At 63.6% G+C, this 26673-nt stretch carries 23 protein-coding genes; 9 read left to right on the forward strand and 14 right to left on the reverse strand.

What is annotated here, in order from left to right; all coding sequences use genetic code 11:
- Positions 1-316: 316 nt before the first annotated feature.
- The gene (locus QMX89_RS20370) at positions 317-931 is read right to left on the reverse strand and encodes an energy transducer TonB (RefSeq protein ID WP_282349621.1); all 615 of its coding nucleotides are present in this window, start codon (positions 929-931) and stop codon (positions 317-319) included.
- A 95-nt stretch (positions 932-1026) separates the two neighbouring features.
- On the opposite strand from QMX89_RS20370, the gene QMX89_RS20375 reads away from it, so the two are divergent.
- Together QMX89_RS20375 and QMX89_RS20380 are read left to right on the forward strand one after the other, a co-directional pair.
- Positions 1027-1809: a class I SAM-dependent methyltransferase gene (locus QMX89_RS20375; RefSeq protein WP_282349622.1), complete on the forward strand. Its 783-nt coding sequence runs from the start codon at positions 1027-1029 to the stop codon at positions 1807-1809.
- A 136-nt stretch (positions 1810-1945) separates the two neighbouring features.
- On the forward strand, positions 1946-4135 hold the full coding sequence (locus QMX89_RS20380; RefSeq protein WP_282349623.1) for a TonB-dependent siderophore receptor: 2190 nt from the start codon (positions 1946-1948) through the stop codon (positions 4133-4135).
- An 18-nt stretch (positions 4136-4153) separates the two neighbouring features.
- On the opposite strand, the gene QMX89_RS20385 is transcribed toward QMX89_RS20380, so the two are convergent.
- The gene (locus tag QMX89_RS20385) at positions 4154-4555 is read right to left on the reverse strand and encodes a YbaY family lipoprotein (protein WP_282349624.1); all 402 of its coding nucleotides are present in this window, start codon (positions 4553-4555) and stop codon (positions 4154-4156) included.
- 330 nt (positions 4556-4885) lie between these two features.
- Between QMX89_RS20385 and QMX89_RS20390 the strand changes: the two genes are divergently transcribed.
- Positions 4886-7027 (forward strand): hypothetical protein, encoded by a 2142-nt coding sequence (locus QMX89_RS20390; protein ID WP_282349626.1) that lies wholly within the window; start codon positions 4886-4888, stop codon positions 7025-7027.
- Positions 7028-7048: 21 nt separating this feature from the next.
- Here QMX89_RS20390 and plsB read toward each other — a convergent pair whose 3' ends face one another.
- The 4 genes from plsB to dapE all read right to left on the reverse strand — a co-directional run bounded on the left by plsB (position 7049) and on the right by dapE (position 12085).
- Positions 7049-9532, reverse strand: a complete 2484-nt coding sequence (gene plsB, locus QMX89_RS20395) for a glycerol-3-phosphate 1-O-acyltransferase PlsB (RefSeq protein WP_282349627.1) — start codon at positions 9530-9532, stop codon at positions 7049-7051.
- A 199-nt stretch (positions 9533-9731) separates the two neighbouring features.
- Positions 9732-10109: a hypothetical protein gene (locus QMX89_RS20400; RefSeq protein WP_282349628.1), complete on the reverse strand. Its 378-nt coding sequence runs from the start codon at positions 10107-10109 to the stop codon at positions 9732-9734.
- Between the two features lie 12 nt (positions 10110-10121).
- Positions 10122-10934 (reverse strand): putative RNA methyltransferase, encoded by an 813-nt coding sequence (locus QMX89_RS20405; RefSeq protein ID WP_282349630.1) that lies wholly within the window; start codon positions 10932-10934, stop codon positions 10122-10124.
- Positions 10934-12085, reverse strand: coding sequence for a succinyl-diaminopimelate desuccinylase (gene dapE / locus QMX89_RS20410; RefSeq protein ID WP_282349631.1), 1152 nt, complete (start codon positions 12083-12085; stop codon positions 10934-10936). Before dapE ends, QMX89_RS20405 begins: the two co-directional genes overlap by 1 nt.
- 240 nt (positions 12086-12325) lie before the next feature.
- Here dapE and QMX89_RS20415 point away from each other — a divergent pair, with 240 nt between their 5' ends.
- Both QMX89_RS20415 and QMX89_RS20420 read left to right on the forward strand, forming a co-directional pair.
- Positions 12326-12982, forward strand: a complete 657-nt coding sequence (locus tag QMX89_RS20415) for a DUF1120 domain-containing protein (RefSeq protein WP_282349633.1) — start codon at positions 12326-12328, stop codon at positions 12980-12982.
- 127 nt (positions 12983-13109) lie between these two features.
- Positions 13110-13799, forward strand: coding sequence for a DUF1120 domain-containing protein (locus tag QMX89_RS20420; RefSeq protein ID WP_282349634.1), 690 nt, complete (start codon positions 13110-13112; stop codon positions 13797-13799).
- A 27-nt stretch (positions 13800-13826) separates the two neighbouring features.
- Here QMX89_RS20420 and QMX89_RS20425 read toward each other — a convergent pair whose 3' ends face one another.
- From QMX89_RS20425 to QMX89_RS20445, 5 genes are all read right to left on the reverse strand, one after another.
- A complete protein-coding gene (locus QMX89_RS20425) occupies positions 13827-14939 on the reverse strand; it encodes a DUF1120 domain-containing protein (RefSeq protein WP_282349635.1) in 1113 nt (370 codons plus the stop codon).
- Positions 14936-17311: a fimbria/pilus outer membrane usher protein gene (locus tag QMX89_RS20430; RefSeq protein WP_282349636.1), complete on the reverse strand. Its 2376-nt coding sequence runs from the start codon at positions 17309-17311 to the stop codon at positions 14936-14938. The genes QMX89_RS20425 and QMX89_RS20430 overlap by 4 nt, the downstream gene beginning before the upstream one ends.
- Positions 17311-18045 (reverse strand): fimbria/pilus chaperone family protein, encoded by a 735-nt coding sequence (locus QMX89_RS20435; RefSeq protein WP_282349637.1) that lies wholly within the window; start codon positions 18043-18045, stop codon positions 17311-17313. The genes QMX89_RS20430 and QMX89_RS20435 overlap by 1 nt, the downstream gene beginning before the upstream one ends.
- A gap of 229 nt (positions 18046-18274) precedes the next feature.
- Positions 18275-18928 carry a DUF1120 domain-containing protein gene (locus QMX89_RS20440; protein WP_282349638.1) on the reverse strand — a complete coding sequence of 218 codons (654 nt, stop codon included), beginning with the start codon at positions 18926-18928 and terminating at the stop codon, positions 18275-18277.
- A 250-nt stretch (positions 18929-19178) separates the two neighbouring features.
- Positions 19179-19859, reverse strand: a complete 681-nt coding sequence (locus tag QMX89_RS20445) for a hypothetical protein (protein WP_282349639.1) — start codon at positions 19857-19859, stop codon at positions 19179-19181.
- 84 nt (positions 19860-19943) lie between these two features.
- Here QMX89_RS20445 and QMX89_RS20450 point away from each other — a divergent pair, with 84 nt between their 5' ends.
- On the forward strand, positions 19944-20222 hold the full coding sequence (locus QMX89_RS20450; RefSeq protein ID WP_282349640.1) for a hypothetical protein: 279 nt from the start codon (positions 19944-19946) through the stop codon (positions 20220-20222).
- Positions 20223-20385: 163 nt separating this feature from the next.
- Here the strand turns inward: QMX89_RS20450 and QMX89_RS20455 are convergent, their stop codons facing one another.
- The gene (locus QMX89_RS20455) at positions 20386-22440 is read right to left on the reverse strand and encodes a S9 family peptidase (protein ID WP_282349641.1); all 2055 of its coding nucleotides are present in this window, start codon (positions 22438-22440) and stop codon (positions 20386-20388) included.
- Positions 22441-22559: 119 nt separating this feature from the next.
- On the opposite strand from QMX89_RS20455, the gene QMX89_RS20460 reads away from it, so the two are divergent.
- From QMX89_RS20460 to QMX89_RS20470, 3 genes are all read left to right on the forward strand, one after another.
- The gene (locus QMX89_RS20460; RefSeq protein ID WP_282349643.1) at positions 22560-23045 is read left to right on the forward strand and encodes an MFS transporter; all 486 of its coding nucleotides are present in this window, start codon (positions 22560-22562) and stop codon (positions 23043-23045) included.
- Positions 23046-23074: 29 nt separating this feature from the next.
- Positions 23075-23857 carry a class II glutamine amidotransferase gene (locus QMX89_RS20465; protein ID WP_282349645.1) on the forward strand — a complete coding sequence of 261 codons (783 nt, stop codon included), beginning with the start codon at positions 23075-23077 and terminating at the stop codon, positions 23855-23857.
- Positions 23858-23927: 70 nt separating this feature from the next.
- Positions 23928-24467: a DUF2937 family protein gene (locus tag QMX89_RS20470; RefSeq protein WP_049862508.1), complete on the forward strand. Its 540-nt coding sequence runs from the start codon at positions 23928-23930 to the stop codon at positions 24465-24467.
- A 25-nt stretch (positions 24468-24492) separates the two neighbouring features.
- Here the strand turns inward: QMX89_RS20470 and QMX89_RS20475 are convergent, their stop codons facing one another.
- Entirely contained in the window at positions 24493-25671 is a 1179-nt protein-coding gene (locus tag QMX89_RS20475) for a VWA domain-containing protein (RefSeq protein ID WP_282349646.1), read from the reverse strand.
- Positions 25672-25702: 31 nt separating this feature from the next.
- Positions 25703-26548 carry a MoxR family ATPase gene (locus QMX89_RS20480; protein WP_043193133.1) on the reverse strand — a complete coding sequence of 282 codons (846 nt, stop codon included), beginning with the start codon at positions 26546-26548 and terminating at the stop codon, positions 25703-25705.
- Positions 26549-26673 lie beyond the last annotated feature (125 nt).

Consider the following 26673-nt stretch of genomic DNA (forward strand, 5'->3'; position numbering starts at 1 on the left):
CTGCTACAGGGGGTGGGTACCGCGGGGCGGCAATTTTGGTGCTTCTGTAGCAGCGGCGCGAGCCGCGTCGGCGGTGCATGCGGTGTAACTGGATGAACCCGGCGTCGGTCAAACCGCTTGAAGCGTGTTGTTCAGCACAACCGTGCTTCTGTAGCAGCGGCGCGAGCCGCGTCGGCGGTGCATGCGGTGTAACTGGAGGAACCCGGCGTCGATCAAACCGCTCGACGCGTGTTGTTCAACACAACAGTACTTCTGTAGCAGCGGCGCGAGCCGCGTCGGCGGTGCATGCGGTGTAACTGGATGAACCCGGCGTCGGTCAAACCGCTTGACGGGTATTGTTCAGCACAACCGGGCGCATCCAGCTCAGGTCCAGCGCCAATGCATGGCATTGCTCGTCGAGGGTCGCCTGCGCAAGCGGCTCCGACGTCTGGGCCAATTGCCAATCCAGTTCGGCGATCGGCAGGTGCAGCGCACGTGGGGCTGGTGCCGGGCCTGGGTTGGATGCCTCGGTCCCAAGGCTCAGCACCAGCGGCCGAACCCAACGGCTGTCGAACGCCAGGTGAGCCTGCTGCGCCAGCACGTCTTCTTCGGGCAATGGCTCAGCGGCCTTGTCCAGCAGGGTCAGGTCCAGCTCGGCCTTGGGCAGGAACAGCGGCTCGGGCGGTTTGACTTCGGTCTCGCGGACATCGCACAAGCGTTGCATGAGAATGTGCGCCAGAATCTCGCTCCCGGCGCTGGGTTCGTTCGCCGATTCGCTTGCGCTGGCTGCAGACGCTTGTCCCTGCGGTTGCCCTTCGCCATGCTCGGTCAATGCCTGGGCGAAGAAGTCCTGCCACAGCGCGCTCGCAGCACCCAGGGTCTGGATGTTGTGCTGGCTGAAGTCGCCGGTGGGCGAAATGTAACCTGGCGCTGTGGAATTGATGACGGACATGGCACTCGGCACGCTTGGGCTCTGGCAAAATGCCTGGCAAAGTTCTTATCGGCGGCATACGCCGATCTTTTAGCCTTTCGATACAGGAATCTTCAGTGGAGCAGCAAGCAGGTGGTCGCATCCAGGTTCAGGCGCAGAACGAGGCCTGCGAATCGCAAGCCGAACGGTGGGCAAAACGCCTGGAGCTGCCTCGCCAGTTGGCCGACGCCGATTTCACCCTGGAGGTCGGCGAAAGCGGCCTGCAATTGCAGCAACTGGGCGCGGATGCACCAGGCCCCGTGCGGGTCGATTTCGTCGAAGGCGCCGTGGCCCATCGGCGACTGTACGGCGGCGGCAGTGGCCAGATGATTGCCAAGGCCGTGGGCGTGCAGCCCGGTGTGCGGCCGCGGGTACTGGATGCCACGGCGGGCCTGGGCAAGGATGCCTTCGTGCTGGCCAGCCTGGGCTGCGACATGAGCCTGGTGGAGCGCCAGCCGATCATCGCCGCGTTGCTCGAGGACGGTTTGGAACGCGCCCAGAATGACCCGGAGGTGGGGGCCATCGTCGCACGGATGCGGCTGCTCAAGGGTAACTCGATCGAGGTCATGCAGCAGTGGCAGGGTGATGCCCCCCAGGTGATCTACCTGGATCCGATGTTTCCCCATCGGGAAAAAAGCGCGCTGGTAAAGAAGGAAATGCGCCTGTTCCGTCCGCTGGTGGGCGATGACATGGATGCACCGGCTCTGCTGGCCGCCGCCATGGCGCTGGCCACCCACCGAGTGGTGGTCAAGCGACCGCGCAAGGCACCGTGCATCGAGGGCAGCAAACCCAGTCATGCCCTGGAAGGCAAGTCCAGTCGCTACGATATCTACCCGAAGAAAGCGCTCAAGCCAGCATGAGAATTAGCCTTGTGCTGTAGGCATCGGCGAGCTTCCGTACCATGGCTGCGTAGGAACGGTCCTGATTTTTTCCGTGCCGGTTTTAGCCCGGCACGCTCAAATAGAATCAAGTCTCATTTGTAATGAGGCTGTATACATGTACCGTTCTACAGGAGTTTGCACGTTGCCCCGCCGTTCGGCGCTGGGCTTGGCGTTGATCGGTTGCGCCGCCGGTGCCAATGCCCATGAGGGGCATGAAGTGATGGAGCTGGACAAGCTGAGCGTGACGGGCAAGCAGGCTGCGCCGCCCTACCAGGTCCAGCGTTCGGCCTCGGCCAAGTACGCCGTGCCGTTGCTCGACGTGCCGCAAACGGTGACCGTGGTCCCGCGTCAGATTCTGCGCGAACAGAACGCCCTGGGCCTGCGCCGGGCGCTGTCCAACATCTCCGGGATTTCCTTCAACGCAGGCGAGGGCGGCGGGGGCTCGGGCGACAGCATCAATATTCGAGGCTTCAGCGCCAACGCCAATCTGCAGATCGACGGCCTGCGCGATTCTGCCCAGACCAGCCGCAGCGACCTGTTCAACCTGGAACAGGTCGAGGTCATCAAGGGGCCCAGCTCGGTGTTCGGCGGCGCCGGCACTACCGGTGGCGCCATCAACCTGATCACCAAGCTGCCGCTCGCCGACAGCTTCACCGAACTGGGCGCAGGTGTCGGCACCGATCGCTATCGCCGCCTGACCCTCGATACCAACCAGCAACTGCACGACCTCGGCGACGGTACCCTGTTTCGCCTGAACCTCATGGCCCACGAGAACCAGGTGCCGGGCCGCGACCGTATCGAACAGCAACGCTGGGGCCTGGCGCCTTCGCTGACGTTCGGGCACGGCAGCGATACACGCCTGACCCTCAGCTATTTCCACCAGAGCGATGACAACCTGCCCGACTACGGCGTGCCTGCCCGCGATGGCAAGCGTCCGTCCGGGGTCAAGACCAGCCACTATTACGGCTGGCGTAACCTGGACCAGGAACGTGCCGACACCGACAGCCTGACGGTCAAGTACGAGCACGACATCAACCCGGACTGGACCGTGCAGAACCTGACGCGACTTAGCCAGGTCGACCGCGATACCACCGTATCCGCTTCCCACGTCAAGCTCGCCAAGCTCCCAGCAGGCCGCTACCTGCCGGCGGGGCCGCAAGCCTACCGGCGCGATGTGCACACCCGTCTGGCCATGAACCAGACCAGCCTCACCGGGCACTTCGATACCTTCGGCCTGGGCCATACCCTGGTGGTCGGTGCCGAGCTGTCGCGCGAAACCTACGACCGCAAGGCCTCGGGTTATGCCGTGGAGTCTTTCTACCCGGCGAACGGCTACGAACTGGCCAACCCACCGGGCTATTGGAGCGGACCGAAGGTCAAGTCGCCCACCAGTGTGGCGCATAACATCATGGAGGATCGGGCACTGTACGTGTTCGACACCCTGGCCCTGAACGAGCAGTGGGACCTCAGCCTGGGCCTGCGTTACGACCACATGCGCGCAGAGGCCAATACCCGCTCCTCTAGCGGCGTTCGTGCACAGGCCGGTTCTACCGATGGCGTCTTCAGTCAACGCGCCGGCCTGGTCTACAAGCCCACCGAGAACGGCCGCTTCTATGTGGCCTACGGCACCTCGTTCAACCCCTCGGCCGAAAACCTGCTCACCTCCGGCGGCGGGTTATCCGAAAGCACCCATAGCCTGGAACCTGAAAAGGGCAAAACCTTGGAACTAGGGACCAAGTGGCAATTGTTCGATCAGCGTCTGCAACTCGAAGGCGCATTGTTCCGCGTGGTCAAGGACAACGTTCGCGAGCGCCTGAGCGACGGCACCAACCTGCTGGCGGGCAAGCAGCGGGTGCAAGGTGTGGAGCTGGCTGCCACCGGTAAGCTGACCGAGCAGTGGCACGTGTTTGCCAACTACACCTTGCAGAACAGCGAGACGCTCAAGTCGGTAGCTTCGCCCAAGCGTGTAGGGCAGGCGCTGAGCAATACCGCCCCGCGTTCCTTCAACCTGTGGACTGCCTATCAGCTTCCCGGCGACATCACCCTGGCCTACGGTGTGCGCCATGTCGGCAAGCGCAACCTGACATCCCAGGATCAAGCCAAGCTCGAGGCCTACTGGGTGCACGATGCCATGCTGGGTTACCAGGCCTCGGACAACCTCGAACTGCAGCTGAACCTGAGCAACCTGACCGACAAGCATTATGTCGAGCGGGTGCGTACGGTCATCGGCAGCGACACCCGCTCTTCGGCCGTGGAGTACGGCGACGGTCGCGCGGCGGTGCTGAGCAGCGTCTATCGATTCTGACCACCGCCGCTGTCTCGGTTACCGCTCAGCGGCGTCCATGCGGATGCGCAGCGGCTGTTCATCCTTGCCATCCAGCGTCACACCGTGGTGCTGGGTGCTGATGAACAACAGGTGCCCATCGGCTTCGACGCGGGCACTCACGGCATAACGATGACCCGGTTTGACTTGAGCCGGGTCGTATTCCAGCTTGAACGGCAGTGGCACCTGGCCGGTGATCGGGCCGCTTTGCCGGGCCAGGGCCACGGCAGGTGCGTCCGCAAGAGACACGTCCTGCAGGCTCACGGTCAAGACCGCCGAAGGTGGCAAGGCGATGCGCTGCAGATAGAACGCTTCCCCTTCCAGGGTGGCTTTGCTGGCAGGCTGCAGGCTGCTGCAGGCGCCGATGAGGGCACTGAGTACGATCAGTGAAAGGCGTTTCATGAGTTTCTTTCCTCTTTCATATATAGGTATGTCTACAACGTACATCCCCGACCAGTCGCGTCACGCTGACTTACAAGGTAACCAGAGCCACCTTTAAGTCATCATTGTACAGGGTCAAGAATAAGGTGCGCCATGATGTGTCAAGTCCTCGTGTAGGACTGCGCTGAAGTGAATACGATTTTTCACATAATGGCTTAATGAATACTTTTGTTTTTATCAGGGATGTTTTGGCAGTTGTTCAGGTTGGCTGCTATGTTGGTTTAAGAAATCATGAAATCAAAATCTTTCTCTTTGGTTACTTCGCTGTCTTAAATGGTCGAGGACAGGTATATGAATGCGCTCACTAAATTGCTCAATGTTCACAGCCTTCCCGAACGCCCCAAGGCAACGGCAACACACAAGCCATCGGTTGTCGAGGAAGTGCTTCTGGATGTAGAAGGCGCCCATCACGGTCAAACGTTCAATTTTCGCTATGGGGAGGTCACCGCTGATCATCTCAAGCGCGGAATCTCGATCATTGTTCCTCCGCTGACCGGTCATCCCTTCCTGCCAAAAGAGGGGATAGTTATATTGGCCCTGAGCTTTGATAGTGAACAGTGGCAATTTTCCACTGAGTTTGTCGACGGTATTTATGAAGGCGAAAAATTGTTCATTGCTCCTGAGCAACTAGCGCCTTTTGCAGGGCAGGTCATGGCGGCCGACTTGTACGTGTTCGAACTCGGTATAGGGTTCCCGTTGATATGGATAACCACATTTTTCGAATTGGCACTTTCCAATCATATGGCCCGTATGGAGGGTGCTATAAATAGCGTCATAGACGCACAGGTTGCGGCCCGTGGCAGCGTATTGCTCATTCCTCCTTATGACGGCATGAAGTACGGCGACGACGTCATGATTTATCTGCTCGGGCAGCAGTCGGAAGGCAGCCATGTCTTCCGAGTGACGGTTGAGCAGAGCGCTGTTGGTCAGGCCATCAGCGTACCCGTGCCTGCGAAGTTTCTGCAACCGAGCGGCAACAGTACGATTACCGTTTTTTACAGAGTTGTAGCGGCAGACGGCACTACACAGGGGCCGCTCGGTACGTTTTTCGTAGAACGCGATAGTGGTGCCCTCGTTGTTGCCGATGCAGTTTTTACCGGCCCTCGTCTTTTCAGCGAGTTGAGCGAAGAAACCAGAGTGCTGTTTACAGTACCTCAATCCGTAGGGCAGCAGGCGGGTGCCGACCAAACACTCTTTCTCTGGGAAGAACTGGGCTCACCTAGAAGAGACTACCTGCTGGAGACCCGATCTCTCGATGGGCCTACCAAATGGAGTTCAGCCTTTTTGCCCAAATTCTCCGGAAACTCGGTGTTCACTACAACGTGGATAACCGCGGGTGCGGATGCGGTCTGGGCTGCTGAAGTTGACCAGGTGACGGTCATAAGAATGAATTCGCCTCTGCGTGGATCATTGCCCGATCAACCTCCGGCCTTGGTGGAGCCTGGGTCGCTTGAGGCACCCACCGTGCTGGAAGCCATCGAGGGTGGGGTTAGCGAGGAGGCCATCTCTGCCGGCCTTACTGTATGGGCTCCCCGGCCTGCACACTTGCCAAATGGTAGCTATCTGTCCTTACTGCTGAAGGGTTACACCGCGGCAACCCAGGGCGTGGGAGCACTGACCACCGACGACGCCATGGTGACCTGGAAAGTGCCGGGAGAGATGGCCAGTCGGCTGCTCAATCAGGTGGTCTCGCTGTACTACGTCGTGCAAGACGGTTCAGACATGAGATCGGAATACACCGTACTCGATTTCGTAGTCAAGAGACCGCCACTTCAAGTTCTGGAGGCCGAGTACAACAGCGGTGACTTTCCCCTCATCACCGTGGAGGCGGCGACGGTCGGGGTTTCGGTTTTTCTTGCGCCAGCACCCGGGCTCAACCCCGGCGACGTGGTCACGTTTTATTGGGGCGGCAGTGCAGGGAAAGGACATCGGGTCACTTCCATTCCTTGGACCTATGAGCATCAGGCGAACGGTCTGACCGTTCAAATACCGCCTCAAGACGTGATCGCCCACCTGGGAGGCCAAGTCGTCGCCAGTTATACCGTTCTTGCACTGGGTCGAGTCCTGGACGGCCCGGTGAGCCGTTTCGATGTTCAGCCCACGGTAGAATCAGTAGATGTGATGCCACTTACTCACGTGGAATCTGCCGTGTGGTGGGTCAGAGGCCAGGCATTGATCACGCTGTCGAAACCGTGGAGTCTCGGGATTAGTGACAGGGTCATCTGGTTTGCCGATACCTCTCCCGAAACAGCACTGAGCATCGTGGCATGGCGTGTCGAGCAGGTTGTATCCGACCCCTCCCAACCCGTTCGGGTGGTGATTCCTGCCAGTCTGGTCAACTACCGGCAACCGGTCGAGGTACGCGCCTTCGTCGTCCGGGCTAGGGATCAACAGGCCTCGTTCACGTCGACTCGTTTAGTGAGACTGGAATGATGTACAGCGGCCCGCCGACGGTCACAGCCCGTCGGCGGCTTCCTCGCTGCGGTGCAGCGCGACTTGACGGATCGACAAGCGAATCTCCGCCGGCAGCACCCGTTTGGCGGCCCCCTCGGCCAATTCGTCGAGCAGCGGGTGGTGGCTCAACTTGCCTTGGGCATCACGGCGCAACACATCCTGATCGAGCAAGGTCTGGATGAAGTGGCGAAACAGACTCTTGTCGAAAAACTCCGGCGCGTTCAGGCCATGCAGGATCGACAGGCGCTGGGCCATGGTCGTGCACAGGTCTTCCAGCTCCTCGGCGCTGAGGGTGTTCTGGCCGGCGTTGAGCAACAGGGCGATCGCCATGTAGAAGCGTTGCAACGTCTGGGCGATGGCGCGCGACAACAGGGTCAGCAGCACGAACTGCCGCGAGCTGGGCGCGGGGCGCAGGTACACGCCGTTCTCCAGGCGCAGCAAGCCTTGCTCGACCAACGCCTGCAGCCATTGGTCGATCACCTCGTCGAGTTGCTCGTCGTTCCAGCGGATGAACAGTTCGGCCTGCAGATAGGGGTACAGCGCATGGGCGTAACGCAGGATCTGTTCGCGGGTCATGCGCGAAGTGCTCTGGAAGAAGCTGGCCAGCAGCGCGGGCAGGGCGAAGATATGCAGCACGTTGTTGCGGTAATAGGTCATCAGCACTGCGTGCTGTTCGTCCAGGTACAGGATCCTGCCCAAGGCATCGCGCTGTTCGGACAGCAGCTTCATGTCCTGGACATGGGCGATCAGGCTGCGGGCGTCGCCTTCGGGCACGGTGGTGTGAGGCGAGTAGGGCACTTTGCGCAGTAGCGTCAGGTACAGGTCGAGCACCCGTTCCATGGCGCCTTCGTCCAGCGCCAGTTTGCTGGTCGAGAGCAGTGCCAGCGCCACCAGGTTCACCGGGTTGATCGCCGCGGCCTCGTTCATGTGACGCGCTACACGGATGCCCAGGCGGTGCGTGGTCTCGTTCAGCCAGTCGGGCTTGAACTGCGGTGCCAATTCCTGCTCGCGCCACCCAGGCTGTTGCTCGTCGAGAAAGGCCTGGAGCTTGATCGGCTCGCCAAAGTTGACCGCCACCTGGCCAAAACGCTGCTTGAGCGCGCCGATGACCTTGAACACGTCCAGAATGGACTCTTTCTTCTTGGTCGCTCCACGCAGCTCGCCCAGATAGGTGCGGCCTTCCAGCACCCGCTCGTAGCCGATGTAGACCGGCACGAAAACGATCGGCATGCGCGAGGAGCGCAAGTAGCTGCGCAGGGTGATGGCGAGCATGCCGGTCTTGGGCTGCAGCATGCGCCCGGTGCGCGAGCGGCCGCCCTCGACGAAATACTCCACCGGGAAACCCTTGGTGAACAGGGTGTGCAGGTATTCGTTGAACACCGCGCTGTACAGCGGGTTGCCCTTGAAGGTACGGCGCATGAAAAACGCGCCGCCACGGCGCAGCAGGCTGCCGATCACCGGCATGTTGAGGTTGATGCCGGCAGCGATGTGGGGCGGGGTCAGGCCATTCTTGAACAGCAGGTAGGACAGCAGCAGGTAGTCGATGTGGCTGCGGTGGCAGGGGACATAGATGACCTCGTTGCCGCGGGCCACGTCCTTCACGCCATCGATGTTGTTGACCTTGATGCCGTCGTAGATCTTGTTCCAGAACCAGCTCAGGACCACTTCCAGAAAACGGATAGCCGTGTAGGTGTAGTCCGAGGCGATTTCATTGCCATAGTGCAGCGCGCGGGCCTCGGCCTTTTCCAGCGTGATGTGCTCGCGCTCGGCTTCCTCGGCGATGGCCTGGCGTACCAGGGGATCGCGTACCAGGCCTTTGACCAGGTGGCGGCGATGGGAAATGTCGGGACCGATAACGGAGGTCTTCAGGTTGCGGAAGTGCACCCGCAGGATGCGCTGGGCCATGCGCACCGTCCGCTCGTGACCCTTGTTCTGCTGCACCAGTTCGGCCAGATGGATCGGCTCGGAAAACTGTACGCGGGTCTTGCGCCCCAGGATCAGGATGCTGACCAGCTTGCGCAAGCGCCCGGTGACCGCCCAGCTGTCGGCGAACAGCAGCTTCCAGGGGCTGGACTCGCTGGCTGGCGATTGCCCCCAGAACACGCTGACTGGAATGATCTGCGCATCTTCGCCGGCGTTCTGTGCCAGCGCCGTGACCAGCCGGGCCAGGGTGGGCGGGGCGCCGCGTTTGTCCTGGCGACCCAGCCAGTCCGGGTCCGGGGTGAGATAGAACACCGCCGTGGGTTCCATGAGGTCGCCGATGGCCACGGGCAGTACCGGACGGGGCAGGCCGGCCTTGGTGCATTCGCGGTCGACCACGGCAAGGTCGGTCAGCGAGGGCGACTGCAAGGCGTACAGCACTGGCCGGCTGCGATCCAGATTCAGGGTGAACGACGACTGGTTGATGGTTTCGGAACGAACCCACAGGTACAGCAAGCGGCGCAAGGTGCCGAACACAAGGCGGTGCAGAGGTGAGCGGGTCATAGGCCAGGGCTTGGGGGAAAACGCTACTTTACCGGGTTTTGTGGACGTAAGGGATGCAGGGTGGGAGCGAATATCTCCGTATGGCTACTGGCCCTTTCGCGGCCACTGGCCGCTCCTACAAGATTTTGCTTGGCATACCAGCAGCAATTTCGAATGGCTTCGTAGGAGTGGTCAGGGGCCGCGAAAAAGCCACATCGTGTCAGCCGGTACGCCAGGTAATCTCTTCTTCACCGTCTTCGCTGATACGAATCCAGCGGTCGGCGTGCTCTTCGCCTTCTTCTTCCACCCAACTGCCCGGCGCGCAGCGCACCTCGACATTGAGTGCCGCGAAGGCCGCGCGGGCGCAGGCGATGTCGTCGTCCCAGGGGGTCTTGTCGCTTTCCAGGTACAGGCTGTTCCACTTGCCGACCGCCTTGGGCAGCCAGGTCACCGGCACGTTGCCCGCGCGGCATTTCCAGGTCTGGCCCTTCTGCTGCCAGTCGCTGCAAGGGCCCAGGGCTTCGCCGAGCCAGGCGGCGATGGCCTTGTGGTCGACGTCGGCGTCCTTGAGGTAAATCTCGATATCGGGTTGGCGCATGGGTAGGCTCGCTCAGTCTTGACGCACAAAATAATCGTAGCGCATGGATACCGTGACCACGAGCGGTCGCGGCTGTTCGATCACCGCCGCACGGCGCTCGGCGCTGGCGCGCCAGCCGTGGGGCGTCATCGCCAGCAGGTTGGCACGCGATTGCGCGTCGATCAGCTTGAGCTTGAAGGTCAGGGTTTCGTGGTGTGCGTGCTGCATGCCTTCGGGCACTTGCAACAGGTGCTTGTCGTCGACGTAGTCGCGTACCTCGTCGTAGAGCTGCTCGCGCAGTTCCATCAAGTGGCCGCTGGTGGGCCCCACGCGCATCAGGCCGCCGCCGGTGGCCAGCAGGCGCTTGGCCTCGGTCCAGTCCAGCGGGCTGAACACGCTGGTCAGGAATTGGCAGCTGGCGTCGGCCAGCGGTACGCGCGCCATGCTGGCGACCAGCCAGTGCACGGACGGCGCGCGCTTGCAGGCGCGCTTGACCGCCTCGCGGGAGATGTCCAGCGCATAGCCATCGGCGCGGGGCAGCGCCTGGGCGATCTGTTCGGTGTAGTAGCCTTCGCCGCAGCCGATGTCCAACCAGCGGCGAGTCCAGCGTTCGGCGGCAAGTTCGGCCAGGCGCTGGGCCACGGGCGCATAGTGCCCCTCGTTGAGGAAGTCGCGGCGAGCCTCGACCATGGCCTGGTTGTCGCCCGGATCACGGCTGTTCTTGTGCTGCACCGGCAGCAGGTTCAGGTAGCCCTGGCGTGCGCGATCGAAGCGATGACCGCTGGGGCAGACCATGCCGTTGTCGGCGTTGGCCAGCATGGCAGTGCAGAGGGGGCAGGTGAGCATCAGGCGAGCAACTCGACGAGGGTCTGGTAGTAGATCTCGGTCAGCACATCGAGGTCGCTGGCCAGGATGCGTTCGTTGACCTGGTGGATCGTGGCATTGACCGGGCCGAGCTCGACCACCTGGGTCCCCAGGGTGGCAATGAAGCGCCCGTCGGACGTGCCGCCGCTGGTCGAGGCCTTAGTCTCGCGGCCGGTGACGTTCTTGATGCTGGCCGCCACCGCATCCAGCAAGGCGCCGGGTTCGGTCAGGAACGGCAGGCCGGACAGCGCCCAGTCGATGTGCCAGTCCAGGCCGTGCTTGTCGAGAATCGCGGCCACACGTTGCTGCAGGCCTTCGACCGTGGACTCGGTGGAGAAGCGGAAATTGAACACCGCCGTCAAGTCACCCGGAATGACGTTGGTGGCGCCGGTGCCGCTGTTGAGGTTGGACACCTGAAAGCTGGTGGGGGGGAAGAAGGCGTTGCCGTCGTCCCAGTGCTCGGCGGCCAGTTCGGCCAGGGCTGGCGCGGCCAGGTGAATCGGATTGCGGGCCAGGTGCGGATACGCCACATGGCCCTGCACGCCGCGAACGGTCAAGGTGGCGCCCAGCGAACCGCGACGGCCGTTCTTCACCACATCGCCAACCAGGGTGGTGCTCGATGGCTCCCCAACGATGCACCAGTCCAGACGTTCGTTGCGGGCAGCGAGGCGTTCGACCACCGCCTTGGTGCCATGGTGGGCCGGGCCTTCTTCGTCGCTGGTGATCAGGAAGGCGACCGAACCTCGGTGATCCGGGTGATCGGCGACGAAACGCTCCGCCGCGACCAGCATGGCCGCCAGGCTGCCTTTCATGTCCGCAGCGCCTCGGCCGTGGAGCATGCCCTGCTCATCGATCACCGCGTCGAACGGGGCGATCTGCCAGGCCTGCGTCGGCCCGGTCGGCACTACATCGGTGTGGCCAGCGAAGCACAGGACCGGGCCGTCCTGAGTGCCGTGGGTTGCCCAGAAATTGTCCACGTCCTCGATACGCATCGGCTCCAGCTTGAACCCAGCCTGGCCCAGGCGCTGCATCATCAGCTTCTGGCAGTCGGCATCCAGCGGTGTGACCGAAGGGCGGCGGATCAGATCGCAGGCGAGCTGCAGCGTGGGTGAAAGGTCGGCGACGGCCGTCATGGGAACTCCGAGAACAGGGGGCGTGTAAAGGGGCGATATGGTAAAGCAAAAACACCCTCGAAGCGCAGCCATGGCGGCGTGCTCGCCAATGCTCCATTGATCGCGTGATGATTCCTACGTTGGATCTGGCTGCGACTGACAGCTCAGGCGTCGCGTCTACCCTGTGTCTGGCGCGATGCGCTGGTCAGAATCGGCGGTAGCCTGGAGGGCACTGGCGTCCTCCAGCACAGAGGATTGCACATGCACTTCGTATACCCCATGGCCGTCGGTGTGGCGTTGATCACGGCGCTGACATCCGCGCTGGCCGCTCCGTCGGTCGAGGTGATGGTGTCGGGCTCGATCATCCCCGGCGGTTGCACACCTAGCTTGAACAACCCGGGCATCGACCATGGCAAGATCGCCGCCAATGAACTCAGTGCCGACCAGCCGACTTCATTGGCCGCGCGCCCTCGGGAAGCCACCTTGCTGATAGCCTGCGAGGCGCCGACGCTGTACGGCATCCGCGCCATCGACAACCGCGGCGACTCGGTCTTCCAAAGCAGCAGCGGCACCTACTATGGATTGGGTTATACCCCGGCCGGCGAGAAGATCGGTGCCCATGTCCTGCGCATCGTTCCTGCCCGCTCCAGCATCGACGGCAAGCCTGTGTTCGTCACCCTAGGCAGCGCCGACGCCAGCCGCTGGCTACCGGCCGAGGGCAACCCGCGAAGCCTGCGCGCCAATGGCCAACTCGCCGGGTTCGCCGCTGAGTCGGGCGTGTCTACCGGGCCGGTTCCGATCAAGAGCGCCGTGGTGGGGTTGAGCTCGTCACTGGTCATCGCGCCGACAAGCGGCCTGACGCTGACCAGCGAAGTGCCGATGGACGGCTCCGCCACCCTGGAACTGACCTACCTTTGAACTGCCATGCTCACGACCTCCGGTCGCTGTATCTGGTTCGCAGGTCGCGATAATGGCTGTCCGTCGTGTAGGAGATGTGCTCTAGCCGTGCCGGACATTCTGCCCCATCCTGAAAGGATGTCCGGTCTTGCGAACCGGTTCGCTCATCACCATGGGGCAGCTCATCATGCACACCTTGCCACGCACACTGATCACCTCCATCGCCTTGCTGTCGACCACGCTCGCATCTGGCGCCTCGACCGTCGACGTACGGGTCAGCGGAACGCTGATTCCCAGCGCCTGCACGCCGCTCATGAGTACCGACAGCCTGCATTTCGGCACCGTGAGCAGTGCCGATCTCAACCGCGAGCAACCGACCGCGCTGGTCGAGCATGCTCCTACACTCACCATTGCCTGCGGGACACCCACTCTGTATGGCCTGCGGCTGCTGGATAACCGTGCCGGTTCGGCCTATGACACCGGCCGCGCTGCGTCACTGGGTCTGGGGCACACCCTGGCCGGCGAACAGGTGGGGGCGTACCACCTGGACGTCATTCCGGCGCGTTCGAGCATCGATGGAGGGCAAGTCTTCCTCAGCCTGGGCGACCGTACCGGTCACCATTGGCAAACCTCCACGGCCCAGCCGCAGTCCTTGCCCGTCGATGGCGGCCTGCTGGGGTTGGTGGACCGGCCGGGCGTACGCAGTGGCGCGGTGCCGGTGGAGTGGGCGCAACTGGGCATCCGCGCCCATGGAATCATTGCCCCGGCTCAAGGCCTCACGGTCACCGACGCGGTGCCACTGGACGGTCATGTCACTGTGGAAGTGGTGTACCTGTGACGCCGAGTGGCGTCTGTCGAGTGGCGTCTATAGGTAAAGAATCTCCAGGGTGGCGGAGCCATCGATCGGGGTGTCCTGACGCAGGTCCAGCTCCCGCGCGGGTGCCAGGTGCAGGTCGATGGTCACGGGTATCGACAATCCCGACCAGGCCCCGGGTGTTCGCTCTTCGGTGTAGGCGTGCTGAAAGGCTGTAGGCTGGCCGTCGTGGTGCAGCCACCCTTCTGGCGCATACCGCCACACTTGGGCCGCGGCATCCCCCAGCAAGACCAACGCGCGTGCCCCGTCGCGGCCGGTGCCCGGCGCCAGCTGTGCAGTGAAGCCTCCGAGCGGCTGGCCGGCATTGGTTCGGCCAATGCCGAACAGCGTCGAGGGCAACACTCCCAGGCGTTCGCTCGCCGACCCCGCGCGGTTGTCCACCGCACGCAAGGCAAAGCGCGTGGCGGCATCGCAGCTCACCTCAAGCGTGGTCTGCCGGCTGAACGAGGTCGGCTTGTCGCGGTGCAGCTCACCCGCGCCGATCTGGCCGAAGTCGACCTGCCCGCCAGCGCTCAGTGTAGGCCGACAGGCCGCTGGCGCGAAGCCCACACGCAGGCGCAGGTCGCGCCGCTGACCGGCCACCTGCAAGCTGCCCTGAGCCTGGCCCTGCTGCGCCTGGGTCGCGCCCAGCACCGCCAGGTCCAAGGTGCCTTCAACCTCGACTTGCGCGCTCAGGCGCCTGCCGCGGACCACGGTGCCGGCGCGCATCGGCTGCACCCCGCGTTGTCTTTCCAGGCGGCCCACCTGAGCGGGTGAAGAACCGCCTCCGGCAGCCCATTGCACCGGCTGGTCATCGACTCTGGCCTGGCTGATCTGCAACTGATAGCGGCCGGCCACACCCCCGTCGAACACCTGCCCCGCGGCGGCGTCGGCGTGGTAGGTGAGGGTCAGCTCCTGTTCGGTTTCGCACACCAGATTCAGCGCCAGCCTTCGCGGTGGCAGCGGCAACTCACCGCCAGATACCTGCAACGTGGTGCGGTTGAACTGACCGAAGTCGATGTCCGCCAGGCTCAGGGATAACGCACAGCCCTGGCCCCAGGCCGAAAAGGGTACGGCCAGGCTGGCAAGGAGGGCCAAGGCCCGGAGTGTCGTGCGGGTCTTCATTGCAGGCTTCCTTCTTGCGTCCGGCACTGCGCCGTGCTCGTTTCGAAATAAACGTCAGGGTCGGCGCTGGTTGGCAGCGAGAAATGCAGCTCGCACACCTGGTCATCGGCGGTGCGACTCCACAGGCGCGGGGTGGCGTAGACATTGGGCACGAACACCGCACCGTCCTGCTGCACCAGGGTCACCAATTGCCCCTGCTCGTCGGTGACCGCGGTGCCGCCCTTCAAGCCTTGTCCCGAAGGGTCCGCCACCTGCATCAGCACGCGGCGCGTCACGGTCACGGGGAAGCTGACCCGGGGCACAGCTCCCCGTGCGGCCTGGATCAGGGCCGCGCCCTGCTGCACATCGACATTGCGCGGCAACGAAGCGGTAGCCACCTGCACATTGCTGCGGCCAAACGGTGCCAGTTGCGGCAGCACCGCCTGGCCTTGACGATCGGTCCACACGGTGCCGCCGGGCGTGTCGATCTGCACCCCGGCGACGTCGCCCAGGCTCAGCAGACCGAAGGTGTCCTGCAAGGTGTACGGCGACAAGGTGAAGCCTTGATCGTGGAGCACCAGCGCTCCGCGCGCGGCCGCGCTGTAGCCTTGGCTGCCAGCGCCATAACTGGCATAACCAAAGTCCAGTTGGGCGGCGCGGGTCAGTTGGGACACTCCGCCGTTGTAACTCAGTTCACCATCACGGCTGGCGCGTTCGGCGGCCACCCGGTACTGGGTGTGCTCGCCCAAACGGCCTTGCACGCCGCTGCCCAGGCGCATGCCACGGGCGTCGTGGCGGGCCGTGGAACGCCAGTTCAAACCATCACCCAAGGGCAGACTGGCGCTCAGGTACAGGGCATTGCCGAGCACGCCGTTGCCCGCCGTTTGCCACTGCCCCGTGGCCGTCAGGGAAACCGGACCCAGCCGTCGTCCCCAATTGAGCTGCGCACGCGCGGCTCGCTCACCGTCAAAGGCGGTGGTAGTGGACCAGGTGCCGCTGAGGCTGCCCAGCCAAGGGTGGGTCCAGGCCAGTCCCAGGGCGTACTCGTCGCGTAGCCGGCTGTCCCGTTCGTCTTCCTGTTTCCAGGTGCTGTCGAGGAGCTCTCGATAGCCTTGGGTCTGGCGTCCGGCGCTGAGCAGCGCCGACCAATGCTGATTGATGGATTGATTGAGGCTGAGGCTGCTCTGCACACCGAAGCTGCCCGGCTCGCTGGCCCGGGCGACCTGCGTCAGCCCCTGAAGGCGAGCACCTTGCCAAGGCTCAAGGCTCAACCCGGCACCGCCGGCGTTGTAGCCTTGGGCAAGCAAAGCGCCTACGCTGACACTGGCAGCCGGGGCCAGCGGGTGGCTGCCTCCGGCGCTCAGCACCCAGGGTTGCTCGGCGCCCTGGCCGCTGTCGCGCAGTTGCCCCAGGCCCACGGAGAAGCCACGCGCGGGCAGGTCCAGGCCCAGGGTGGCCGCCAGGACGGTAAAGGTGCGCCGTTCACCCGTGGCTTCGATCACCGTGACTTCCAGATCCCGGCGTCGATCCAACTGCGGGATATGCGTCAGCTCGAAAGGCCCGGCGGGGACCACCGTGGAGTAGATCAACACGCCGCCCTGACGCACATCGACCCGCGCCTGAGTGGCGGCGATACCTTGCACTCGACCACCGCTGCCGCTGTCCCCCAGCGCCGGTTCGCTCATCCATTGCGCGCCGGTCACTCGCGCGCCGGCCAGCACCGGATTGCTCAGATTGATCTGACCCAGTTGCAGCATCGCCTGCCGCTCGCTGAAGGTGCGCTGGGCATAGGCGTCCAGGTGCTGCCAGGTGCCCACGCCCTGCACCGAACTGTAGAACTGACGACTGCGCACCACCCAGTCGCCAGCATTGATGCCGGCTTCGGTGTTGGCCGAGTAGAACTGGCTGCGGCGGCTGTCGAAGGTGTTGTACAGGCCTTGCACGTCGTAGTTGAGCAGCCCGGCGATACCGCCTCGGGTGAACGCCGACAGGTCTGCGGGCGGCAGGCGCAGCGCGTTGGCCGGCACCAGCAGTTTCACTTCGCCCGATTGGGGCAGCGGCTCGACGAGGCTTTCGGGAAACCGCTGGATGAAGTCCCCGCACTGTTCGCCACTGTCCACCAACTCGCCCAGGTCGCGCACGGCCTGGTCGATGCACAACGCGCCATCGGCATCGAAGCGTGCATTGACGATGCCTTTGGCCTGACCGTTCACAGTCAGCCGCACGGCATGCACGCCTTCGGTATAGCGTGCGGTGTGTCCCAGATACTCCGCCAGTTCAGGGTCGATGCCGCGCAGGCGCAAGGTTTCGCTGTCGAAACCGGCCGCCATCGCCCATTCACCGCACAGGGCCAGGCTGAGCGCTGGCCAGGCGCAGCGGGAGATGGGTGCCATCAGGGCAGGTCCTGATGCAGGGTGGTTTCATAGGCCGCGACGGCGAAGCCGTAGACGGTGGCGGGGGTGAAACGAACCTGCCCGTCCTCTTTCGCCAGCGGGTTGCCCGCCAAGGTCAGGCGCTCGCCTGGCAATACATAACTGCGTGGCAGTTGCCACGGCGTCTGGCTGGGCAGGCTGTACAGTTCCTGGGCCAGGCGTACCACGTAAGCCGTGGGGTTGCTGACCACCAGTTGTTCGCCCTGCAACGACCAGCGCAGGCCTTTCCACGGCTCGGCGTTTCTGGCCAGGCCCTTGGGGTGCAGGATCACCGGCAGGTTCTGCCGTACGTTCACCGACACGCGCGCTTCACCGGGTTTGCCCGGCTGGCTGTTCTGCGCGAGTCCCTCGAATATCACCCGCTTCAAGCGCTGTGTGCCTAGCGGCTCGGTGTTGGACAGAATGAAACGCACCAGCTGCGACTCGCCGGCTTCGACCCGAGCGATGGGCGGGGTGACGAACAGCAGCGAAGTCTGATCTTCGGGGATGTGTTCCAGGGTCACGTGCAGCAATGCCGGGCTGGGATCGCTGTTGGTGACCTTGATCGCGGCTTCGGCCTCGCCTTCGTGGACGATCACCACCGAGGTTTCCGGGATCATGCCGTCGGCGTGCGCCGTGGGGCTCAAGGCCAGCAGGGATGTCAGGCCAGCACAAGCCAGAGCCAGGGACGTGGGGCGGGAATGCAGGCGTGTCATCGGGGTCTTCCAGGCAATACGGTCAATGTCAGGTGCGACCACACCTTCCTCGGCACCGCAGTGCCGGGAAGATCTTGTGGTTGTAGCGGGGCTGCGGCGTGGCCGCAGTACTCTAGAGGCGATGCACCCGCGGCGGTCGCCGCGCTTTCCTATAGGCTGGTGGGAAAGGTAAGCGACCGATGTAGGGCACCCACGCGGATGGGGCGAGGGGCCGCTGCGGGGGGGTGTCTTAGAGGTACACGACCTCGATGGTGGCTGAGCCGTCCAGCGCGACTTCGTCGGTCAGTGTCAGCGTGCTTTTCGGTGCGAGGATGATGTGGGATTTGAGACTAAGCGAAGCGTTCTCGATGAGCGCGGGCCCGGTGGTCACGCCAGATTGATCAACGAAACCCAGCAGTGGGCCATGCGACCTGAGTGCCTTGACGCCGCTGCTGGACGCCCCCCAGGAGGTGCCGCCGTTGGTGCTTTCGGTGATGAACACCGGGTTGCCATCGATCTGTGAGAGGCCAGGTATAAGGTTCAGATAATGCGCCCCCAGCTTCTCGCCAGCGGGTGTCAGACCTAGTCCGTAAGGGCTTACATACCAGTTGTTGCCGACCGTACCCGCTCGGTTGTCGATGCCTCGAATGGCGAACAGGGTCTTGCCAACGCAGTTGATATTCAGTGTGTGGTATTGGTCCTGCTTCGGGCGCGAGGGCTTGTCATCGATCAGGTCCGCCGTCGAAATCTTGCCAAAGCTGACAGTCGGGCTGGTGTGGGTGGGGGTGCATGCGGCAGGCACCAGAGTGCCAGTCACGGTAAGGTCGACCGTCGACGCGGCCATGGCGGCGGGCAGGGCGGCCAGCAATGCGACGCCGGTCAGCAGGCGGGGTAGTAGGTTCATGATGGACTCCCAGGTTGGCTAAAGGTCGTTGCACATCGCAACGCCGCCAACTCTAGGAGCGGTCGAGCAGCCGGTAAGTGAGCCGATTCAGAAGTTTTCCGTGAAACTTCCTAGCTGATTTCCACAGCCAAACAGGAATTTGCCTCTCACCGTAGGAGCGGTCATTGGCCGCGAAGCAGGCGCCGCGGTGCGTCTGGCGGACCGCAATGCGTCCTTCGCGGCCACGGACCGCTCCTACGGCGCAGTTGGGTCAGATTTTCTGGGCGATCCAGATGGTATGACGGGTGCCCTTGTTGCCGTGGGCGAACACTTGCACTTCTTCGGCCTTGAAGCCGGCCTTGCGCAGTTTGTCGCTGAACTGTCGGTCGGCGCTGGCGGACCATACGGCGAGCACGCCCTTGGGCCGCAGTGCCTTGGCGCAGGCATTGAGGCCGCCGGCCGAGTACAGCCAGCTGTTGGCCTTCTGGGTCAGGCCTTCGGGACCGTTATCGACGTCCAGCATGATGGCATCGAAGCCGGCCGGCTCGGCCTGCAGGACCTTGGCCACGTCCTCCATGCGGATGACGGTGCGCGGATCGGCCAGCGGGTTGCCGGCCTTCTCACCCAGTGGGCCGCGATTCCATTCGACCACGCCCGGGACCAGTTCGGCGACCACCACCTCGGAGGTCTTGCCCAGGTGCTTGAGTGCCGACGCCAACGTGAAGCCCATGCCCAGCCCGCCGATCAGCACCCGCGAGTTCGGCCGCCCGGCCACCTTGCGACAGGGGATTTCGGCCAGGGCGTCTTCGGAACCGTGCATGCGGGTGTTCATCAGTTGGCCGCCGTCACCGCCCTGGATCTTGATGACGAAGTCTTCGCCGTACTCGAACAGGCAGAGCGCACCGCCGTTGTCGGGGATCGGTGTGGTGTCGAGCAGTACGAAACGTTTCATCGGTCAATCTCGGAAGGAGGACAAGGGGGTGCCATGGTAGTAGCCTGTGTCATCGGAACAGGCAGTCTGGCCTTGGGGTGTTCAATGAAGTTGCGCAGTGTATCGGTCTTTGCATGTGTTGCCCTGTGTGCCGGTGTGGTATCGGCCTCGTCGCTGCCGCCGGGTTCGCCGGGTACACCCACGCCAACGCCCTATCCACAGGTCACCGTGCCGCCCACCCACGGCGGCGAGGGCATGAACGGCTCACCGCCCTTGCTGCCCCCCATCCCACTGCCCGCACCACCCAAGGCCGACAACGTGCCCGAACCCGTCCGCCAGGACACCCCGCCCACCCCGGTCAAACCCAAATCCCCCGGCGGCTGATCGCGTTTTTCCTGACCGACCGCATTCACCGCCGACGCGGCTCGCGCCGCTGCTACAGGGGTTTGCGCACACCGCATGAACCGCAGCATCCGGCATACCACGATCCCTGTAGCAGCGGCGCAAGCCGCGTCCGGGGTCACCGCGTTTCCTCAGGCACACCGCATCAGGATTGCTTGGGTGTCCCCAGAGCCTTGAGGACGAAGGCATATTCTAACGCCACATCGCGCAGCCCCTGATAACGACCGCTCATGCCGCCATGCCCGGCGCCCAGTTCGGTCTTGAGCAGCAGCAGGTTCTTGTCGGTCTTGCACGCCCGCAGGCGCGCCACCCACTTTGCGGCCTCCCAGTACTGCACGCGGCTGTCGTTGTACCCGGCGATCACCAGCAGGTGCGGATACGCCTGGGCCGTGACGTTCTCATAGGGCGCATACGCCTTGATCCGCGCATGTACCTCGGGCTCCTGCGGGTTGCCCCACTCGTCGTACTCGGTCACCGTCAACGGCAGGTCGGGGTCGAGCATGGTGTTGAGCACATCGACGAACGGCACCTCGGCCACCGCCGCCTGGAACAGCTCCGGCCGCTGGTTCAACACGGCGCCGATCAACAGCCCACCCGCGCTGCCACCGCTGATCACCAACTGCTCGGCACGGGTCAAACCCTGCTCGATCACGTGTTCGGCACAGGCGATGAAATCGCTGAAGGTGTTGCCCTTGTGTTCCTGCTTGCCAGCGCGATACCACGCCTCACCCAGCTCGCCACCGCCGCGCACATGGGCGATGGCGAACGCGATGCCACGGTCCAGCAGGCTCAACCGTGCGTGGGAAAACCACGGGTCCAGGCTCTCGCCGTAGGCACCATAACCGTACAGGTACAGCGGCGTGGGCTGCCCGGCGAAGGCCTTCTTCACCACCAGGCTGATCGGCACCTGGGTGCCGTCCGCGGCGGTGGCCCAGAGCCGTTGGCTGACATAGTCGTCGGGATCGAACGCGCCCAGCACCGGGGTCTGCTTGAGCACTACCTGAGCGCCGTCGCGCAGGCTCAATTGGCGCACCTGCCCAGGCCGATTGAGCGCCTCGTAGCGCAAGCGGATCTGCTCGCTGGCGAACTCCAGGCTGTCGGAAACGTACAGACTGTATGCGGCATCGGGCAGTTGCACCGGATACGGCGCTTGTCCCTGGGCATGCACTTCGATGATCGGCAGGCCGCGCGCACGCAGGCTCAAGGTGAAGGCTGTGGCATTGAGGGTCACGCCTTCGAGCATCACCTCTTCGCGGTGCGCGATCAGCGTTTGCCACTGCTCGCGGGTCGGTGCCATGCTGTTGTCGGCTGCCTGGTACAGGGCGAAATTGATGCCTTCCTGGTTGCTGCGGATGAACCAGGTCCAGATACCGTCGAGCTGGCCGTGATCGGGGTAGTACTCGTGGTGCTCGACCCGTGGCGCCAGGCAGGCGAAGTCACTGTTGGGCTGCTCGGCATCCAGCACCCAGGCCTCGCTGGTGGTCTTGCTGTTGAGCAGCAGGATCAACTGGCGCTCGGAACTGGCGCGGTAGCAATGCAGGAAGAAACGCCCGTCGAGCTCCTCGAAGACCTGCTCGGCACCCTCGCTGCCCAAGGTGTGGCGGTGCAGCCGATAGGGGCGGTGGGTCTCGTCCAGTTCGCCGAAGAACAGCGTCTGGCTGTCGTTGGCCCAGGTCATGCTGCCGTCGCAGTCATCGAAAGGCAACTCGACCACGGCGCCGGTGGACAGCTCCTTGACGAACAGCCGGTAGACCTCGTCGCCGCTGGTGTCCAGGCTGTAGGCCAGACGCTGGTGGTCGGGGCTGACGTTGAACGCGCCCATGGACAGGAAGCCGCCGTCTGCCAGCACGTTGGGGTCCAGCAACAATTGCTCGGAGTGCTCGTCGACCTGGCTCGAGCCATCGGCCGGACGCGCGCAGCGATAATGGCGCGGGTACTCGTCACCCGCCGTGGTGCGGGTGTAGTACAACCAAGGGCCCCAAGGGGAGGCCAGGGACAGGTCGGTTTCGCGAATGCGCCCCTTTATCTCCTCGAACAACTGCTCGCGCAGTTCGGCCTGGTCGGCGAGTTGCGCTTCCTGCCAGGCATTCTCGGCCTTGAGGTGGTCGAGCACGTCGGCGCGGTCGCGTACCTGCAGCCAGGCGTAGGGATCGGCGCCGGGAGCGACATGGGCGATAGGGGCGGCGGTTGGCTGGGACATGAGCGGCTCTCTTGGCGCAGGCGTTGACGGCACGTGCCGGTGGGCACGACAACAGGAGCGCCTGGCAGGCGAAAAGCCGTTATCATAAGCGCCTATTTGCCTGCCATGCCACGGACACCATGACCGAGAACGACTATTTCCTCGCCTGGGGTATCTACGCCTTCGCCGCCTTGGGCTGCATTCTGGTGTGGTTTCGCATCACCCGCTGGATGTGGCGCTACCTGCGCGAGCCACTTCGCCTGCTGGGCGTGGTGCTGTTGCTGACGCCCACGGTGGTCGACCCGGCCCGCGACCTGCTGGCCCCGGCCGTCGCCATCAGCACGCTGGAACTGCTGTTCAAGATGGGCGGCAGCGCCTGGGGCGCGATCTCCGATCTGACCATGGCGGCGGTGATCGCCCTTGGCGTGTACGTGATCTTCGCCCTGGTGCGCCTACCGTTCCTGCGCAAGGCCGAGGCGCGCCGTCGGGCGCAAGCCCAGGCCCAGGCGGACGCTGCCGCGCAACGCGATGACGATGGCGAAGCGCTCGCGCAGCGCGTCGACGATCGCGAACAGCGCCATGTGTCGCCTCCGCGGGAAAACCTGCGTGTCGAACCGCGCATCTGAATCCACGCCCATCGTCTCGAGTACCGTGCATGTGTGAACTTCTGGGCATGAGTGCCAACGTACCGACCGATATCGTTTTCAGCTTCACCGGCCTGATGCAGCGCGGCGGCCGTACCGGGCCGCACCGCGACGGCTGGGGCATCGCCTTCTATGAAGGCCGTGGCCTGCGCCTGTTCCAGGACCCGACCGCCAGCAGCGAATCGGAAGTGGCGCAGTTGGTGCAACGCTATCCGATCAAGAGCGAAGTGGTCATCGGCCACATCCGCCAGGCCAACGTCGGCAAGGTCTGCCTGGCCAATACCCACCCGTTCGTACGTGAGCTGTGGGGGCGCAACTGGTGCTTCGCCCACAATGGCCAACTGGCCGGTTTCGACCCGCGTGCCGATTTCTACCGCCCGGTGGGCGACACCGACAGCGAAGCGGCCTTCTGCGATCTGCTCAACCGCGTGCGTGACGCCTTTCCCGAGCCGGTCGAGTTCGAGCGGCTGCTGCCCATCCTCGTGGAGGCGTGCGAGCAGTACCGTGGGCAAGGCGTGTTCAACTGCCTGCTCAGCGACGGCGACTGGCTGTTCTGCTTCTGTTCGACCAAGCTGGTGCACATTACCCGGCGGGCACCTTTCGGCGCGGCGCGGCTCAAAGACGTGGACGTGATCGTGGATTTCCAGGCCGAAACCACGCCTGACGATGTGGTGACGGTGATCGCCACCGAACCCCTCACCGAGAACGAAACCTGGAACCGTTACGAGCCCGGCAACTGGGGCCTGTGGCGCCAGGGTGAATGCGTGGCCACCGGACAGGCGCAACCCGCCTAGCCTGCCTGTTTGCCTGGAACGACCGACAAGAAGCACCGTGGCAATGCCACCCTAGACCGAGAGAATGTTCATGCTGCGAAGCTACCTGCGACTTGTGCTGTTTGCCGTCGGCCTGCTGGTGGGTGTGCAAGTGCCCGGCGTGATCAACGACTACGCCCAGCGGGTCGAGGCCCATCGCCTCGAGGCGCAGCAAAGCCTGCGCGGTTTCAGTGAGACCGCGCAGCGTTTCTTCAATGGTGACCTGCAGGCGCTGGTGGCGCATTACCGCGCCAGCGAAGATCCAGTGTTCCGTAGCGATGCCGCCAGCATTGGCGCGTTGCTGACCCGCAACCAGTTGTTGGAGCGTGAGTGGCAGGCGTTGCAGGGACCCTGGTATGAAAAAGCCTGGCATGTACTGGCCAAGGCCGATCCGCAACTGCGCCAGGAAACCCTCAACGGCTACAACTACCAGGTGCTGCTGGCGCCGGAAGCGATTGCCTGGGGCATCGCCTGCGCGCTGCTGCTGGCCTGGGTCGTGGAAAGCATCATCCTGTTCATCGGCTGGACCCTGTGGTTCGGCCGTCGCCGCGCCAAACCCGTGGCCGAACCCCTGGTACGTCGCGAACGCTAGAACGCCACCCTGCGCGCCTCAGCCGTCACTTGGCCAGATAGCGCATCCCGTCTTCCAACCCGCTCAGGGTCAGCGGGTACATGCGCTCTTCCACCAGCTCCCGAATCAGGTGGGTGGAGGCCGTGTAACCCCAGGTGTTCTGCGGATCGGGATTGATCCAGATGAGTTTCCTGTAGGTCTGCACGAAGCGCTGCAACCACACCAACCCCGGCTCCTCGTTCCAGTGCTCGACACTGCCACCGGGATGAGTGATCTCATAGGGCGCCATGGCCGCATCGCCGATGAACACCACCTTGTAGTCCGGGCCGTATTTGTGCAGCAGGTCATGGGTGCTGATGCGCTCGGCGTTGCGTCGGTGGTTGTCCTTCCAGACCGTTTCGTAGACGCAGTTGTGAAAGTAGAAATACTCCAGGTGCTTGAACTCGGTGCGACAGGCCGAGAACAACTCCTCGCAGACCTTCACATGGGCGTCCATCGAACCGCCGATGTCGAACAGCAGCAACAGCTTGACGTTGTTGCGCCGCTCGGGACGCAGCTGAATGTTGAGCAAGCCGCCATCGCGTGCGGTGTGGTCGATGGTGCCATCGATGTCCAGCTCGTCGGCCGCACCCTGCCGGGCGAACTGGCGCAGTCGGCGCAGTGCCACCTTGATGTTGCGCGTGCCCAGCTCGACACTGTCATCCAGGTTACGGTATTCGCGCTGGTCCCACACCTTCACGGCCTTGCCCTGGCGTTCGCCGGCATCGCCCACGCGGATGCCCTCGGGGTTGTAGCCACCCGAACCGAACGGGCTGGTGCCACCGGTGCCGATCCACTTGCTGCCACCGGCGTGCCGGCCTTTCTGCTCCTCCAGGCGCTGCTTGAAGGCTTCGATCAGCTTGTCCAGCCTGCCCAGGGACTGGATCTGCGCGCGCTCCTCGGCGCTCAGCGAGCGCTCGAACTCCTTGCGCAGCCATTCTTCCGGAATCAGCGCTTCCAAGTGCTGATCGAGGTTCTGCAGGCCATTGAAGTAGGCCGAAAAGGCCCGGTCGAATTTGTCGAAGTGGCGTTCATCCTTGACCAGGATCGCCCGCGCCAGGAAGTAGAACTCGTCCATGTCGGCGAACGTCACCCGTTGCTCCAGGGCGTTGATCAGGTCAAGCAACTCGCGCACCGACACTGGCACCTTGGCCGCGCGCATTTCATTGAACAGGTTGAGCAGCATGGCGGACGCCCTCGCAGTCGGAAAGAGGCAATCAGCGGTTGCCGCGCCGGCTCATGAAGGCCAGGCGTTCGAGAAGCTGCACGTCCTGTTCGTTCTTGACCAGGGCACCGGCCAGCGGCGGAATGGCCTTGGTCGGATCGCGTTCGCGCAGCACCGCTTCGCCAATGTTGTCGGCCATCAACAGCTTGAGCCAGTCGACCAGCTCGGAGGTGGAGGGCTTCTTTTTCAGGCCCGGCACCTTGCGCACATCGAAGAAGACGTCCAGGGCTTCGGCCACCAGGGTTTTCTTGATGTCGGGGTAGTGCACGTCGACGATGCGTTGCAGGGTCGCGCGGTCGGGAAAGGCGATGTAGTGGAAGAAGCAGCGACGCAGGAACGCATCGGGCAGCTCTTTTTCGTTGTTGGAGGTAATGATGATGATCGGGCGATGGCGAGCCTTGATGGTTTCGTCGGTCTCGTAGACGTAGAACTCCATCTTGTCGAGTTCCTGCAGCAGGTCGTTGGGGAACTCGATGTCGGCCTTGTCGATTTCATCGATCAGCAGGATGACCCGTTCATCAGCTTCGAAGGCCTCCCACAGCTTGCCTTTCTTGAGGTAGTTGCGCACGTCGTGGACCTTGTCCACACCCAGCTGCGAATCGCGCAGACGGCTGACCGCGTCGTACTCGTACAGGCCCTGGTGGGCCTTGGTGGTGGACTTGATGTGCCAAGTGATCAGCCGCGCACCGAAGGACTCGGCCAACTGCTCGGCCAGCATGGTCTTGCCGGTCCCTGGCTCGCCCTTGACCAGCAGGGGCCGCTGCAGGGTGATCGCGGCATTGACCGCCAGCTTGAGGTCGTCGGTGGCAACGTAGGCGGGGGTGCCTTCGAACTTCATGGGGCTGTCCTCGGGAATCAGGTGTTGGGGGTCGACTATAGCGCGGTGTGTCAATTAAGGCCCCTTCGCGGGCAGAGCCCGCTCCCACAAGGGGCGGTGCAAACTCTGTGGGAGCGGGCTCTGCC

It is taken from the genome of Pseudomonas sp. PS01301 (assembly GCF_029960215.1).
In the GTDB taxonomy this organism is placed as follows: Bacteria; Pseudomonadota; Gammaproteobacteria; order Pseudomonadales; family Pseudomonadaceae; genus Aquipseudomonas; species Aquipseudomonas coleopterorum.

What these genes read in the sequence shown, in the direction of transcription:
- dapE (WP_282349631.1), bottom strand. Translation starts at nt 12,085, where the DNA reads ATGACGGCCGTCGCCGACCTTTCACCCACGCTGCAGCTCGCCTGCGAT.
- QMX89_RS20475 (WP_282349646.1), bottom strand. Translation starts at nt 25,671, where the DNA reads ATGCTGCTCAACCTGTTCAATGAAATGCGCGCGGCCAAGGTGCCAGTG.
- QMX89_RS20380 (WP_282349623.1), top strand. Translation starts at nt 1,946, where the DNA reads ATGTACCGTTCTACAGGAGTTTGCACGTTGCCCCGCCGTTCGGCGCTG.
- QMX89_RS20415 (WP_282349633.1), top strand. Translation starts at nt 12,326, where the DNA reads ATGCACTTCGTATACCCCATGGCCGTCGGTGTGGCGTTGATCACGGCG.
- QMX89_RS20465 (WP_282349645.1), top strand. Translation starts at nt 23,075, where the DNA reads ATGTGTGAACTTCTGGGCATGAGTGCCAACGTACCGACCGATATCGTT.
- QMX89_RS20390 (WP_282349626.1), top strand. Translation starts at nt 4,886, where the DNA reads ATGAATGCGCTCACTAAATTGCTCAATGTTCACAGCCTTCCCGAACGC.
- QMX89_RS20435 (WP_282349637.1), bottom strand. Translation starts at nt 18,045, where the DNA reads ATGACACGCCTGCATTCCCGCCCCACGTCCCTGGCTCTGGCTTGTGCT.
- QMX89_RS20405 (WP_282349630.1), bottom strand. Translation starts at nt 10,934, where the DNA reads ATGCTCACCTGCCCCCTCTGCACTGCCATGCTGGCCAACGCCGACAAC.
- QMX89_RS20455 (WP_282349641.1), bottom strand. Translation starts at nt 22,440, where the DNA reads ATGTCCCAGCCAACCGCCGCCCCTATCGCCCATGTCGCTCCCGGCGCC.
- QMX89_RS20440 (WP_282349638.1), bottom strand. Translation starts at nt 18,928, where the DNA reads ATGAACCTACTACCCCGCCTGCTGACCGGCGTCGCATTGCTGGCCGCC.
- QMX89_RS20370 (WP_282349621.1), bottom strand. Translation starts at nt 931, where the DNA reads ATGTCCGTCATCAATTCCACAGCGCCAGGTTACATTTCGCCCACCGGC.
- plsB (WP_282349627.1), bottom strand. Translation starts at nt 9,532, where the DNA reads ATGACCCGCTCACCTCTGCACCGCCTTGTGTTCGGCACCTTGCGCCGC.
- QMX89_RS20470 (WP_049862508.1), top strand. Translation starts at nt 23,928, where the DNA reads ATGCTGCGAAGCTACCTGCGACTTGTGCTGTTTGCCGTCGGCCTGCTG.
- QMX89_RS20445 (WP_282349639.1), bottom strand. Translation starts at nt 19,859, where the DNA reads ATGAAACGTTTCGTACTGCTCGACACCACACCGATCCCCGACAACGGC.
- QMX89_RS20400 (WP_282349628.1), bottom strand. Translation starts at nt 10,109, where the DNA reads ATGCGCCAACCCGATATCGAGATTTACCTCAAGGACGCCGACGTCGAC.
- QMX89_RS20430 (WP_282349636.1), bottom strand. Translation starts at nt 17,311, where the DNA reads ATGGCACCCATCTCCCGCTGCGCCTGGCCAGCGCTCAGCCTGGCCCTG.
- QMX89_RS20385 (WP_282349624.1), bottom strand. Translation starts at nt 4,555, where the DNA reads ATGAAACGCCTTTCACTGATCGTACTCAGTGCCCTCATCGGCGCCTGC.
- QMX89_RS20480 (WP_043193133.1), bottom strand. Translation starts at nt 26,548, where the DNA reads ATGAAGTTCGAAGGCACCCCCGCCTACGTTGCCACCGACGACCTCAAG.
- QMX89_RS20450 (WP_282349640.1), top strand. Translation starts at nt 19,944, where the DNA reads ATGAAGTTGCGCAGTGTATCGGTCTTTGCATGTGTTGCCCTGTGTGCC.
- QMX89_RS20425 (WP_282349635.1), bottom strand. Translation starts at nt 14,939, where the DNA reads ATGAAGACCCGCACGACACTCCGGGCCTTGGCCCTCCTTGCCAGCCTG.
- QMX89_RS20460 (WP_282349643.1), top strand. Translation starts at nt 22,560, where the DNA reads ATGACCGAGAACGACTATTTCCTCGCCTGGGGTATCTACGCCTTCGCC.